Origin of the sequence: Clostridium sp. OM05-6BH (assembly GCF_003481635.1) — a bacterium.
In the GTDB taxonomy this organism is placed as follows: domain Bacteria; phylum Bacillota; class Clostridia; order Lachnospirales; family Lachnospiraceae; genus Butyribacter.
The window spans coordinates 221576-234723 of record NZ_QULH01000003.1; the positions used below are offsets into that span (position 1 = coordinate 221576).

12 protein-coding genes and 1 riboswitch are annotated in these 13148 nt (G+C 40.7%); of the genes, 4 read left to right on the forward strand and 8 right to left on the reverse strand.

The features are described from left to right. Positions 1–149 precede the first annotated feature (149 nt). A riboswitch (TPP riboswitch) is annotated at positions 150–259 on the forward strand. Positions 260–409: 150 nt separating this feature from the next. Both thiC and DXB73_RS05135 read left to right on the forward strand, forming a co-directional pair. Then, a complete protein-coding gene (gene thiC, locus DXB73_RS05130; RefSeq protein WP_182434087.1) occupies positions 410–1717 on the forward strand; it encodes a phosphomethylpyrimidine synthase ThiC in 1308 nt (435 codons plus the stop codon). A gap of 173 nt (positions 1718–1890) precedes the next feature. Beyond that, complete coding sequence (locus DXB73_RS05135) at positions 1891–2781, forward strand: hydroxymethylpyrimidine/phosphomethylpyrimidine kinase (protein WP_118690323.1); 891 nt, start codon at positions 1891–1893, stop codon at positions 2779–2781. On the opposite strand, the gene DXB73_RS05140 is transcribed toward DXB73_RS05135, so the two are convergent. The 6 genes from DXB73_RS05140 to DXB73_RS05165 all read right to left on the reverse strand — a co-directional run bounded on the left by DXB73_RS05140 (position 2771) and on the right by DXB73_RS05165 (position 6929). Continuing rightward, positions 2771–3424 (reverse strand): HAD family phosphatase, encoded by a 654-nt coding sequence (locus tag DXB73_RS05140; RefSeq protein ID WP_118690324.1) that lies wholly within the window; start codon positions 3422–3424, stop codon positions 2771–2773. The genes DXB73_RS05135 and DXB73_RS05140 overlap by 11 nt on opposite strands. A 188-nt stretch (positions 3425–3612) precedes the next feature. Then, positions 3613–4248, reverse strand: coding sequence for a thiamine phosphate synthase (gene thiE / locus DXB73_RS05145; protein ID WP_243034635.1), 636 nt, complete (start codon positions 4246–4248; stop codon positions 3613–3615). 40 nt (positions 4249–4288) lie between these two features. Then, a complete protein-coding gene (gene thiM, locus DXB73_RS05150; RefSeq protein ID WP_182448216.1) occupies positions 4289–5134 on the reverse strand; it encodes a hydroxyethylthiazole kinase in 846 nt (281 codons plus the stop codon). Positions 5135–5388: 254 nt separating this feature from the next. Next, on the reverse strand, positions 5389–5721 hold the full coding sequence (locus tag DXB73_RS14475) for a hypothetical protein (RefSeq protein ID WP_182448215.1): 333 nt from the start codon (positions 5719–5721) through the stop codon (positions 5389–5391). A gap of 4 nt (positions 5722–5725) precedes the next feature. Then, on the reverse strand, positions 5726–6046 hold the full coding sequence (locus DXB73_RS05160; RefSeq protein ID WP_118690325.1) for a hypothetical protein: 321 nt from the start codon (positions 6044–6046) through the stop codon (positions 5726–5728). 4 nt (positions 6047–6050) lie between these two features. Continuing rightward, positions 6051–6929 carry a transposase gene (locus DXB73_RS05165; RefSeq protein WP_147354899.1) on the reverse strand — a complete coding sequence of 293 codons (879 nt, stop codon included), beginning with the start codon at positions 6927–6929 and terminating at the stop codon, positions 6051–6053. A 540-nt stretch (positions 6930–7469) separates the two neighbouring features. Between DXB73_RS05165 and DXB73_RS05170 the strand changes: the two genes are divergently transcribed. Then, positions 7470–8852, forward strand: coding sequence for a flagellin (locus DXB73_RS05170; protein WP_118690327.1), 1383 nt, complete (start codon positions 7470–7472; stop codon positions 8850–8852). Positions 8853–8961: 109 nt separating this feature from the next. Here the strand turns inward: DXB73_RS05170 and DXB73_RS05175 are convergent, their stop codons facing one another. Further along, positions 8962–10755 carry an AAA family ATPase gene (locus DXB73_RS05175; RefSeq protein WP_118690328.1) on the reverse strand — a complete coding sequence of 598 codons (1794 nt, stop codon included), beginning with the start codon at positions 10753–10755 and terminating at the stop codon, positions 8962–8964. 426 nt (positions 10756–11181) lie between these two features. Between DXB73_RS05175 and DXB73_RS05180 the strand changes: the two genes are divergently transcribed. Continuing rightward, positions 11182–11802, forward strand: a complete 621-nt coding sequence (locus DXB73_RS05180; protein WP_182448370.1) for a DUF3990 domain-containing protein — start codon at positions 11182–11184, stop codon at positions 11800–11802. 248 nt (positions 11803–12050) lie between these two features. Here DXB73_RS05180 and DXB73_RS14800 read toward each other — a convergent pair. Beyond that, a partial coding sequence (locus DXB73_RS14800) for a flagellin (RefSeq protein WP_118690330.1) occupies positions 12051–13148 on the reverse strand: 1098 nt, incomplete at its 5' end.

Here is a 13148-nt window from a genome sequence, read left to right on the forward strand (position 1 = left end):
GTCCTGCAAATAACTTCTTTCATCATACCACAAATCACTTTTCTATGCCACGCGCAATTCTCTTTTCTGTACTGTGCGCAATTCTCTTTTCTATATGGTTGATGATTGACAGAATTGCCAAACCACCTTATACTGATAAATGTTATTACTAATACAATCTGGGGAGCTAAGGAGATTACTCCTATGCTGAGAGGGACCTGTTCCGACCCATATACCTGATCCGGCTAATACCGGCGTAGGGAGATGGATTCCATATATAAGGCACACATTCTATCCGAAATGTGTTTCAGACTATATGTACTTTCGCTTATAATAAGCACCTCAGATACTTTTTGAGGTGCTTTTTTGCTTAATAGGAAACTCCAGCTATTATTTTTGCCAATGCAGCCCCTCAGACAAGGAGGAAATTATGAGTTATACAACACAGATGGATGCTGCCAGACAGGGCATCATCACACCGGAAATGAAAGCGGTCGCAGCAAGCGAACACATTGCCGAAGACGAACTTCGTGAGCTGATCGCTCTCGGTCAGGTTATTATTCCTGCCAACAAAAATCACAAATGCTTGAAGCCAAACGGTATCGGCAGCCGCTTACGCACCAAGATCAACGTAAATCTCGGAACTTCCAGAGATTGGACGGACCTAGACATGGAAATGGAAAAAGTAAAAAGTGCGGTAGACATGGGTGCAGAAGCAATCATGGACTTGAGCTCCTGCGGCGATACACAGAAATTCCGCCGCAAGCTGACGAGTGAATGTCCGGCTACGATCGGTACTGTACCAATTTATGATGCTGTTGTTTATTATCACAAAGCATTAAAAGACATCACCGCTAAAGAATGGCTCGATATTGTGCGTATGCACGCAGAAGACGGCGTTGACTTTATGACGATCCATTGCGGTGTCAACAAAGAAACTGCTGCCCGTTTTAAGCGTAACAAGCGACTGATGAACATTGTTTCCCGCGGCGGTTCAATTATTTTCGCTTGGATGGAAATGACCGGACAAGAGAATCCATTTTATGAATACTATGATGAAGTTCTTGATATTTGCCGCGAGTACGACGTCACGATGAGCCTCGGTGATGCATGCCGTCCGGGCTGCCTCAAAGATGCATCTGACATTTCTCAGATTCAGGAACTTATTACTTTGGGCGAATTAACAACCCGTGCTTGGGAAAAGGATGTCCAGGTAATGATCGAAGGTCCGGGACATATGCCGCTCAACCAGATCAAGGCAAATATGGAAATTCAAAAAACAATCTGTAAAGGTGCTCCATTCTATGTATTAGGACCTTTGGTTACTGATATTGCACCGGGATACGATCACATCACTTCCGCAATCGGTGGTGCGATCGCCGCTACTTATGGTGCATCTTTCCTGTGTTATGTTACACCGGCCGAGCATCTTAGATTACCGGATCTTAACGACGTAAAAGAAGGAATTATCGCTTCCAAGATCGCTGCTCATGCTGCCGATATTGCCAAGGGACTGCCGGGCGCACGCGACTGGGATGACGCAATGGGCGCCGCACGTCATGATCTTGATTGGGACAAAACCTTTGAACTGTCTATCGATCCGGAAAAGGCAAAGGCTTACCGTGAAGGTGCAAAACCAGAAAAAGAAGATACCTGTTCTATGTGTGGTAACTTCTGTGCAGTCAAAAATATGAACCGCATTTTGGATGGCGAGATCGTATCCATTTTTGACGAATAATCGACGGCAGTTATAGCTGCGGAATAAATGATCACAGTAATATTAACTATTGCCGGATGAAGCAATTACAACTATTGCGCTATATATTATAATGATTATATTTTGGCCTTCGCATACAAAACATCAGATGCGAAGGCCACATTTTCAGTAGAAAGAGAAAGGAAGATGGGATTATGAAAACAGCACTTACTATTGCAGGATCTGATTGCAGCGGCGGCGCAGGTATTCAAGCCGACCTAAAAACAATGACTGCCTATGGCGTATATGGAATGAGTGTTATCACTGCCCTGACTGCACAAAACACACTTGGCGTTACACAGAACAATTTAATAAATGCTGATGTCGTATCTGCACAGCTTATGTCCGTATTGTCGGATATCACCCCAAACGCCATCAAGATTGGCATGTTAGGAAATGGACAGATTGCCACTGCTGTTGCCGAAATCCTACAGGATTTTTTCTCACCATCAACGCAATCACCTTCTTCCCTGCAAGCTCACGAAAATGCTATTTCCAATTCTTCCATCCCATCTCATGCAAATACTATCCCCATCGTGATAGACCCTGTACTTGTTTCTACCAGTGGCAAAACTTTACTTGACGAGGATGGTATCCGTGTTCTGACCGAACAGCTTTTCCCAATGGCAACGCTCATAACCCCTAATATTCCCGAAAGTGAATATCTCTGCAATCGTATTTTCAATGCGTTACCAAAACCTTGCGCGATAACAAATGCTGACGACATGATAAAAGCGGCACAAATCATGTACCGCCATTATGGATGTGCTATTTTATTAAAAGGCGGACATGCCACCGGGAATGCAGACGATCTGCTTTACGATGGAACTGTTCATTGGTTCCACGCCTCCCGCATAAACTGCACGAACACACACGGTACCGGATGTACATTATCCTCTGCCATTGCAAGTGCCCTTTGTCTAGGCAAAACACTTCCCGATGCGGTATACTCAGCCAAAGAATATGTCCGTGGCGCAATGTCTACCGGACTTGATCTTGGACACGGAAACGGGCCTCTTAATCACTGTTGGAATATTAACAAATAATATCATCTGCCATTTCACAAATTTCATTCCACACCGTGCTATTGGAAGAATCTTTCATACCATATACATAACAGTCCGTTTCTTTTGCCGCTTTCACTGCATATATTGCATCTTCAAAAATTATCGTATCCTTTTGTGCAACATCATAATGTTCGCATACCCATTGATATATTGCTCCGCTGCGTTTATTCAAGCCAATCTGCTCGCTGTCAAAGATATCCCGAAAACAGTTCAATACACCCAATCTCTCCATTGCCATCTCTGCACATTTTCGCTCCGATGTCGTCAAAATGCAAAGAATGCTATCCTCTTTTTGGGACAGTTTCCGGATCAAATCCAACATTCCTTCCTTTGCCGGGATCGACGTACGATATTTTTCTCGAATATAGGCAAAAATTCCTTCATTAATTTCCGGGACAGATTTATCCACTCCAAGCAACTGAAAATATTCCGCCGATTCGTCCATCGTCATTGTCTCTATCCGCTGCTCAAGATCATCCGGAACCGCCACTCCCTGCGCAACCAAATAATTACGTCCAAGATGGAACCACTCTACCATAGAATTCAAGATTGTTCCATCCATATCAAAAATGTAAAGTTTTGCGTCCTTCGCCAATACTTTACGTATATCATTCCTATCCATGATTCAGAAATCCTCTCTATGTTTTATGATCGGATATACCACCCTTTTATACGCAGTTGTTATACTAATACAATCTTTGTATCCGATCATCCCGCCCTTTATATCAGCTGTTATACTAATTTAGGCTCGATATTTGATCATCTCGCCCTCACCTATAACCTAATATTTTTTCAGTGCATTACGACACTTTACTTTGATAGCATCTCACGAGTCAATTCCACCAGTTTCTTTGTTGCTGCACCCGGATCTTCCTGACCAAAAATCGCTGAAATTACAGAGATCCCATCAATTCCTGTTCCGGCAAGCTGCATCAAATTGTCTGCACTGATTCCACCGATGGCAACCACCGGAATTGACACGGTATCTGTGATTTCTTTTAACTCCTCAAAACTCATCGCCGTCGTGTCCTTTTTGGTATCCGTATGGAATACCGCTCCAACGCCGATATAATCTGCTCCCATCTTCTCAGCGTCTATCGCTTCCTGTAAATTTCCTGCCGACAGACCAATAATCTTATCCTCTCCCAAAATTTCACGCGCCTTGCGATACTCCATGTCGCTTTGTCCAATATGAACACCATCTGCATCAATCTCTTTTGCTGCATAAATATCATCGTTAATGACAAAAGGCACTTGATATTTGGCTGCAATAGCTTTAATTTCCTTTGCCTCTGCCACCATCTCCTCATGTGTGAATGATTTCTCGCGCAACTGCAAAAAAGTTGCTCCATTTTTCAATACATCTTCCACCTGATCGGCTAGCTTAGCCCCATTCAGCCAATATCTGTCCGTAATTGCGTACACCATCAAATCTTCCGCTTTCATTTTAGCCTCCATTCTTTCTACGAATTCGCTATGCTCTTTCTTACACTTCTTCAATTTTGGCACCCTGCAAAAAGGTTTCATTATCCATATTGCTCATTGCGTCCATCAAAAACATACGGAAAGATCCCGTACCACCATTCGTGCTCTGAACCTTTTCATATGCAAGCTCTCCTGCATATCCGTATGCACTAATGCAAACCGCTGTCGCTTCCAGCAAGTTATCGGGATTGGCAGCCGCAAACACTCCCACTGCACTGGATAGCATACATCCCGTACCCGTTACTCGTGACATCATTGGATGCCCATTTCGAATAAGATATGCCTTATTTGCATCCGCCACCACATCGATCGGGCCACTAATGGCAATTACAGTATTCAATCGTTCGCTCAATTTCTTCGCATACTCAGCAATTCCATCAATTGTATCTTCCGATGCAAGATCTTCCGATGCTGCATCTACCCCATTTGCCTTAGAACTTTTATCTCCGACAAATTTCACCTCCGAAATATTTCCACGAATTACCGAAAAATGAACTTTATCCAATAAATTTTCCAACACTGCATTTCTATGTGCAGCCGCTCCTGCTCCAACCGGATCAAACACCAACGGATGATCTACCTTGTTATTAACCATACCTGTGCGCAACATACTCTCTTGATAATGTCCCGCTGTATTTCCCATATTAATAACACTGCCTGCACATGCCGCTGCAATCTCCTCAACCTCATCCGGATCATCTGCCATCGTTGGGGATCCTCCACACGCCAATGTCATATTGGCACAATCTGTTGCCGTAATATAATTCGAAATATTATGCACCACTGGTGCTTTTTCCTGAATATTTGCAAAAATCTCTGCACTGTCTTTTAAAATATCGCCTATCATCTGTATACCTCATCTTTCTTATGCTATGTTATTTTGTCATAAAGTTTACGCCAACCAAGGGAAGTCGCATCATCCTGCATCCTTATCCTTAAAAGAAAAAGGCAGAAGAAAAAGCCATACCGATGGTGGTATGCCCCTTCTTCTGCCTCACGACAAAATCTATATTAAGGTTATCATATAACATAAAACTTGTCAAATCTAGCCAGATCAAGACAATGCACTCTTATCTGGCCAAATCAAGACAATGCATCCGTTCATTTTACGTTATATATTCTGTCAGCTTCCTCCTCACTAAGCGAAAATGTTCTCTGCAATTGTGATAATATCGTTTCTTTCGGTATCTTCATATTTCTCAGCATGGCTACCGTCTGCTCTATAGTTTCCGCACGGCCTTTTGTATGACCTTCCTCACGGCCTTCCTCACGACCCTCTACACGTCCCTCCTCACGGCCTTCCGCTCTGCTCTCCGCCTTTAGATCCTCAATCGCTTTACACATATCCACTTTCCCCCTGTCTTGCTTAATTTCCAATCCTATCCCTGCAACCGTATTGATCACATTAGCTGCCGGCAGATCAAGACGATGCATCCGTTCATTTTGTGTTATATATTCTGTTAGCTTCCTCCTCACTAAGCGAAAATGTTCTCTGCAATTCTGATAATATCGTTTCTTTCGGTATCTTCATATTTCTCAACATAGCTACCGTCTGCTCTATAGTTTCCGCACGGCCTTTTGTATGACCTTCCTCGCGGCCTTCCTCACGACCCTCCTCACGACCTTCCGCTCTGCTCTCCGCCTTTAGATCCTCAATCGCTTTACACATATCCACTTTCCCCCTGTCTTGCTTAATTTCCAATCCTATCCCTGCAACCGTATTGATCACATTAGCTGCCGGCAGATCAAGACGATGCATCCGTTCATTTTGTGTTATATATTCTGTTAGCTTCCTCCTCACTAAGCGAAAATGTTCTCTGCAATTCTGATAATATCGTTTCTTTCGGTATCTTCATATTTCTCAACATAGCTACCGTCTGCTCTATAGTTTCCGCACGGCCTTTTGTATGACCTTCCTCGCGGCCTTCCTCACGACCCTCCTCACGACCTTCCGCTCTGCTCTCCGCCTTTAGATCCTCAATCGCTTTACACATATCCACTTTCCCCCTGTCTTGCTTAATTTCCAATCCTATCCCTGCAACCGTATTGATCACATTAGCTGCTGACAGATCAAGACGATGCATCCGTTCATTTTGCGTTATATATTCTGTCAGCTTCTGAGCGTCCACAGAATACTTTATCGTCTGCAGCACCTCCCGCAAACTTGTGTGAAACTTCTCAAAATCATCTTCTGATAGTGTCATTGGTTGAATTAATTGTACTCTGTAGTCAGGAACGAAGTCAAGTAATTTACTGTCATTAATGTCGTACATTTCCCGCAATGAAAGCGGTCCATCCCATGGTTCTGTCCCGAAATATAATGTCAACGTAATAACAGGCAGTATCTTATCTGTCCTTAAAAATCCCGACAAAAACTCTCCGTTATTTCGCATGGTTTCACTGGAAAACCTCTTATTTCTTCGATTATCTGCTGCAATCATAGCAACCTGTTTATCATACTGCAGCGCATCATAAACCATGTTACGCACCGGCATTGCATAATGCACCTCCATCTGATTCTCAACGCCCAATATCACATAGTTTACGTGAGAGTCCTGCATCATTGCTGCAAACTTTAGCAGATCGCGGTGTTTCTGCGCCAAACTACTGTCGCGCGTTTTCTTCTTGGTACGCTTCTTCATTCGAGAACCTTCTGTACTAATGTCCACTTCTCGTGACGATCCATGTTCTCCAGTTGCTGCCGGCAACGTAACCAACTCCGTAACATCCTTCTCCGTAAGATTCTCCGGCTTTATCTTTTGTTCTCCATCATACAGAAAAAAGTTAAAGACATCCGCAAAAATCTCCGGGTTTCCTATGTACTCTTTAACGATTGTATCCTTAATAATATCCCTCCTACCCTGCTATATCGTTGAATGTTGCTTGTCTGGATTTTAGTATATGATATTTTTGACATTATTTCAACATTTTATTTCATTTGTCATAATAAACATGGCATTTATCAATAATTACCATTTCTAAAAAGGTATAACTCTTAAAACGCTTTCTACGCAACACTTTGTAAACAATTGTTTCTGTTTGAAGAGGAAGGAGGCAACCGCAAAACAACATGTAATTCTTGATATTTCCAGATGGTTCATGCCATTCACGGAATATCGAAACATATTAACACCGGGGCGAAAGGATTCACCCCGAACATTTATCACAAGGAGGTAACTACTATGATAGTACAACACAATATTACAGCGATGAACGCTAACAGAATGCTTGGCATGACAACAAATTCTCTTTCTAAGTCTACAGAGAAACTTTCTTCCGGTTACAGAATCAACCGTGCAGCAGATGATGCAGCAGGTTTGACAATTTCTGAGAAGATGAGAAAGCAGATCCGTGGTTTGGATCAGGCTTCTACAAACGCAGAAGATGGTGTATCTGCAGTACAGACTGCTGAAGGTGCTTTGACAGAGGTTCACAGCATGTTACAGCGTATGAATGAGTTGGCAGTACAGGCTTCTAACGGAACAAACAGCCAGTCTGATCGTCAGGCTATCCAGGACGAGATTTCACAGCTTACTACTGAGATTGATCGTGTTGCTGAGACAACAAAGTTCAATGAGACTTACTTGTTGAAGGGTGATAAGGGAACAAAAGATATTACTTTAGAGGCTCATGACGCCGGATTAAAGGGCTCATTAACCAATAATGGTAATGGAACTGCCACTTTTGTAATGGATGCATTAGAAGCTGGTGATTCTGTAAGTATCGGTGGTAAAACATATACGATTGGTTCCTCAAAGGCAGAGGTTGAAGCTGAATATGATAAACAGGTGACTGCGGCAGGTAATAAGGTTACTATTAATGGTAAGGAAATCACTATTGTTGCTGATTACGGGGCAGATGAGGCTGCTGACAAAGCAGGCGGAAAATACAAGCTTGACGATGCAAAAGCTCTCATTGCTGAAGGATCAACAGTAACTTTTGCTAATGGAAAGACAATGAAAGCAATGAAAGGTGCTGATGATGGTGTTGACGATGAAGATAACACTATTATTACGGCTGGTCACGCATACGATTTAGCAAAAGATGAGCTACTTGCTGCTAACAAGATTGGCGTAACAAAAGATACCCCAGCTGTTGCAGTCACAGCGACCGACAATACCTTCGCAATTACACTTGGCAAAGCAGAGGTTGCTAATACATTGAGCTTTAGTCTTCATGTAGGTTCCGATGCTGACATGACAAACAAGATTCAGGTCAATATTGAAACTATGAACTCTGACTATTTAGGTGTCAAAAACTTAAACGTAGCAGATGATTCTGGTAAGGCTGCAACATATGCTATCGACGCTATCGCGGATGCTGTATCTAAGGTATCTTCTCAGCGTTCCGCTCTTGGTGCTGTTCAGAACCGTCTTGAGCACACAATTGACAACTTGGATAACGTTGTTGAGAACACCACATCCGCTGAGTCTCGTATCCGTGATACAGACATGGCAGAAGAGATGGTTGCTTATTCCAAGAACAACATCCTTCAGCAGGCTGGTCAGTCTATGCTTGCACAGGCAAATCAGGCAAACCAGGGTGTATTGTCCTTGCTTCAGTAATTAACCAGATCTTAGTTGTTTTCGACTCGAATGAACAGAAGCATATTTTTATTACAATGTTTAGAGGGGAAGCCTTTATGGCTTCCCCTCATTGCTTTTTATGCATCCATTATAACTTTTTCAAATATTCTTCTACATTCAAATAGGCCACATCTTCCTGTGTACTCACGCCTGCTTGAACGAGAGATGTTGTGGCACCGCGATAGATCACATATTTTCCAATGATGGTTCCATATCGAAAGGCAGTATCCTCACATTTTTGTTTATCCAATAGATGTCTGCATTGTTGTAAAACAATCTTGTCACTATGTTTAATTTCATAGATTTCACAGGTTTCTTCCTCCGGATCAAAAACAACCATATCAAATTCGCCAATTGCAAACTGTAATCGGAATACTTCACAGTTCTTTTTAGAAAGTTTTGTTTCCAGAAGGACAATATCCTCCATCATTCTACCTTTAATTTCAGCTAATATTCTTTCCGTCACTCTCTTTCGTTCTACAAGTGATAAATCTCTAAATTTATCATCCTGCATAAGCGACTTGATAAGTGACTCTGCTTGCGAATATCGAATACCCGGCTGTGAAAACGCAGTTCTTGCTTCTTTTCGATTATAGTCAGACATCCATCGCGTTTCTATGTCCACTGTCAAATCAAGTAAATCCAAATATTCTTTTATTTCAAACCGATGCGAATCTTGAATTTCAATCTTTCGCTCTTCTTTGTCCTTGATTTCTAACAGAGATTTTAGTGTCTCATTTACTTTTGAAATATCAATACGATCAAGAATATCTGTAGGTGCCTTTTTATCTTTTCTCAAATTACCTGCCGAAATTCTCAAATCACTAGATTGAAATTCTCTGGTCAACACCTCTATAGTGAATCGATGATTTATATCTTCCACAATTCTATTTATCGCATTCGTTAATTCGTTTTTCTCGTACAAATCCCGCAAAGAACGAAAATGATCCGCATATTCATAGTTCTTTAAAGAATGCTGAATATTTCGTGCAATAGCACTATCAACATACTCATCCGTATTTTTTTTAGAAGAAAAAATTTGGGCATTGTCATTATAGCGTTTCCCACTAAGACTCATCGTTCCACCATATTGGATATAATTATCAATACCAACAATTCCCAAAACATTTTCAAATTCACGATACGGAATAAATGTTGTATGGCACATAATACATCGGTCGTACAACTCTTCATCTTCTGTAAACATGAAGCCCAAAGAGTCTGTGCCGGAAAGCACAATTTTCATCCCACTTGCCGCAAATACATCGGAAAACAGCGCAGCCCCCTCTATAAAATCATTTAACAACGTAACTTCATCAATAAATATATAACGATACCCTTTTTCTTCCAAAATCCTTAAATCCTGATTCACATCGTCTAATATTTTGGTATCCTGTATCTGAATAAACACCGATTTACTTTTCATCGCCATATCCATATCCGCTATCAATTGACGAATCAATGTTGTTTTTCCTGTTCTTCTAAGACCGTACAAAATAAAAACTCTATCAGATACATCTCCATAAATATAGTCATAAAGTTGTTGATAACATTCACGTTTTCTCCATTTTATCACAGGCTGGACAAAACGTTCCAGTGCATCGCCAATTCTTGTAGTACATCGAAATTGTGCAACTTTTTTTTCTAAATCGACCTTCGAAAGCTCTACGTTTTTTATTGATTTTTGAAGTTCTTTTCTGCGCTCAATCTGACTAGAAAGCTGTTCGAATTCCTCTCCTTTAGTCCTTCTAGTATGTTGCTTGCCATTTTCACGCCATTGATAATAAGCGTATTCTCTGCCATTTATTTTCTTATAAGTTATGTTGCCAGTTGGAAGTGTTTCCATCTCGGCAATGATTTTATAGTATTCTTCCTTAGTCATAAACATCCCTCCTCATCCCTATTTTAACTTTTTTAACTTTCTTTGTAAAGTTAAAAAAGTTAAAAGATTATTTTCTATTTATGGGTATTTATATAATATTACATAATCACGTTTTCAATATGCAGAACAAAAGGCTGAATTATAGGAAAGAAAACCGATGAGAAAAGTAGCAAAATGTCATTCATATAATTCTCAACTTGTTTATGACATAATGAGCACACCGTGCTCATCTTAGGAGTTTCTTTGAAACTCCATTATGCGCAGAAATCATGCGCAATTATTATGATATATAATATAAACAAGTTGGCACAAAGTAGTTTATGTAATATGCTATAAACAACTTCGAAGAAGGAGGTGGCTGACCAAATTATTTGATTTTTTTACTAAATATACAAGTACACAATGAAAATTGTCCGCATAATGACTATGAACTGCAATTTTCAAAAAGATATGAAAGCAATTCGTGAAATTTTGAGGATGACTCAAGAAGAATTTGCAGAGAAAATAGGTGTTGAACAGGCAACGATTTCTCGAAATGAGCTGTGTAAAAATTTGCCGTCTCCTCAGCTAATGGAACGGGTCTATCAATTTGCATTTGACAAAAAAATACAAATAAATCAGTTGAAGAAGATGTTATGGGCAGAAAATTTAGCGTCAGATCACAAGCTGCTTTTTCATGGTGCCAAGAGTGAGATTGCCGGTGAAATTGATGTCACAATAGGACGAACCAACAATGATTTTGGATGTGGCTTTTACACAGGAGAAAGCTATGATCAGTCCATTTCATTTATTTCTAATTTCAACAAATCGTGTGTTTATTTTTTAGATTTTAATAATGTTGATTTACGCTGTAAAATGTATAACGTTGATCAAGAATGGATTATGACAATTGCTTATTATAGAAATGCTTTGTCGAAATATGCAGAGCATCCTATTGTGCAAAAGTTAGTTGCACAATCTACCGATATTACTCATACACATATGAACTTAGTTCTATTCCGGTATACAAAATTATTAAGCCAAAAGAACTACGAGAATTATTTTTAGCATATCACACATTGGATCCGTCACAGGCTATTGAACGGATTTTGGAAGCGAAAAATATTTTGCACGATGATGAAGGAGAATTGCAACGACAATATACAATATTTAAGAAGATTCGAAACGGAAAGCGAATACAGAGATTACCTTTTACTTAATGCAATGAGGGGAAGCCACAAAGGCTTCCCCTCTAAACATTGTAATAAAAATATGCTTCTGTTCATTCGAGTCGAAAACAACTAAGATCTGGTTAATTACTGAAGCAAGGACAATACACCCTGGTTTGCCTGATTTGCCTGTGCAAGCATAGACTGACCAGCCTGCTGAAGGATGTTGTTCTTGGAATAAGCAACCATCTCTTCTGCCATATCTGTATCGCGGATACGAGACTCAGCGGATGTGGTGTTCTCAACAACGTTATCCAAGTTGTCAATTGTGTGCTCAAGACGGTTCTGAACAGCACCAAGAGCGGAACGCTGCTCGGATACCTTAGCTACTGCATCAGCGATAGCATCGATTGCATATGTTGCAGCATTACCGGTACCATCTGCTACATTCAAATCTTTTATACCAAGATATGCAGCATTCATTGTCTCAATGTTCACATTAATCTTATTCGTCATGTCAGCATCAGAACCCACATGAAGGTTAAATGAAAGTCTATCTGCTACTTTAGCATTTCCTTTTGTAATAGTGAAAGTATACGGAGCGGAAGCATCATAATCACCGTTCTGTGTAGCAACTGCAACTTCTGGATCAGAATCTGCATCAACACCAATCTTATTTGCAGCTAAAAGTTCATTCTTCATCAATTCAATAGCTTTATCTGCTGTAATAACAGATGAGTCATTATCATCAATGCCATCATCCCCACCATTCAATACGTATGCTGTTTTTCCACCAGCAACAACAGTAGATCCTTCTTTTACAAGACCTTGTAATGCTGCTACATCTGCGGCATCATCACCATTACCTCCCGGCAAATCTTTTTTCTTCAACGCAGTTGCGCTACCTGACTTGTAAATTTTTCCATCTTTATCAATGTCGTAAGATGCACCATCAATAGTAACTGATGTTTTTCCGTCTGCGGGAGCTTTAATTAAGCCCTTAGCATCATTTTCCGCGGCACCAATCGTATATTCTTTTCCACCGATAGTTACTTTTTTGCCATAGTCTAAAGCACCTTCATCAATTGTAAAAGTAGCTTCAGTCGCACTATCAATTAAAGTTCCCTTAAGACCTGCATCATGACCTTTCATGGTAACATTCTTTGTACCATCGCCGCCCTTCAACAAATAAGTCTCGTTGAACTTTGTTGTCTCAGCAACACGATCAATCTCAGTAGTAAGCTG

What these genes read in the sequence shown, in the direction of transcription:
- DXB73_RS14475 (WP_182448215.1), bottom strand. Translation starts at nt 5,721, where the DNA reads ATGCATCGTCTTGATCTGCCGGCAGCTAATGTGATCAATACGGTTGCA.
- thiC (WP_182434087.1), top strand. Translation starts at nt 410, where the DNA reads ATGAGTTATACAACACAGATGGATGCTGCCAGACAGGGCATCATCACA.
- DXB73_RS05165 (WP_147354899.1), bottom strand. Translation starts at nt 6,929, where the DNA reads ATGAAGAAGCGTACCAAGAAGAAAACGCGCGACAGTAGTTTGGCGCAG.
- DXB73_RS05160 (WP_118690325.1), bottom strand. Translation starts at nt 6,046, where the DNA reads ATGCATCGTCTTGATCTGCCGGCAGCTAATGTGATCAATACGGTTGCA.
- DXB73_RS05140 (WP_118690324.1), bottom strand. Translation starts at nt 3,424, where the DNA reads ATGGATAGGAATGATATACGTAAAGTATTGGCGAAGGACGCAAAACTT.
- DXB73_RS05170 (WP_118690327.1), top strand. Translation starts at nt 7,470, where the DNA reads ATGATAGTACAACACAATATTACAGCGATGAACGCTAACAGAATGCTT.
- DXB73_RS05135 (WP_118690323.1), top strand. Translation starts at nt 1,891, where the DNA reads ATGAAAACAGCACTTACTATTGCAGGATCTGATTGCAGCGGCGGCGCA.
- thiE (WP_243034635.1), bottom strand. Translation starts at nt 4,248, where the DNA reads ATGAAAGCGGAAGATTTGATGGTGTACGCAATTACGGACAGATATTGG.
- thiM (WP_182448216.1), bottom strand. Translation starts at nt 5,134, where the DNA reads ATGATAGGCGATATTTTAAAAGACAGTGCAGAGATTTTTGCAAATATT.
- DXB73_RS05175 (WP_118690328.1), bottom strand. Translation starts at nt 10,755, where the DNA reads ATGACTAAGGAAGAATACTATAAAATCATTGCCGAGATGGAAACACTT.
- DXB73_RS05180 (WP_182448370.1), top strand. Translation starts at nt 11,182, where the DNA reads ATGAACTGCAATTTTCAAAAAGATATGAAAGCAATTCGTGAAATTTTG.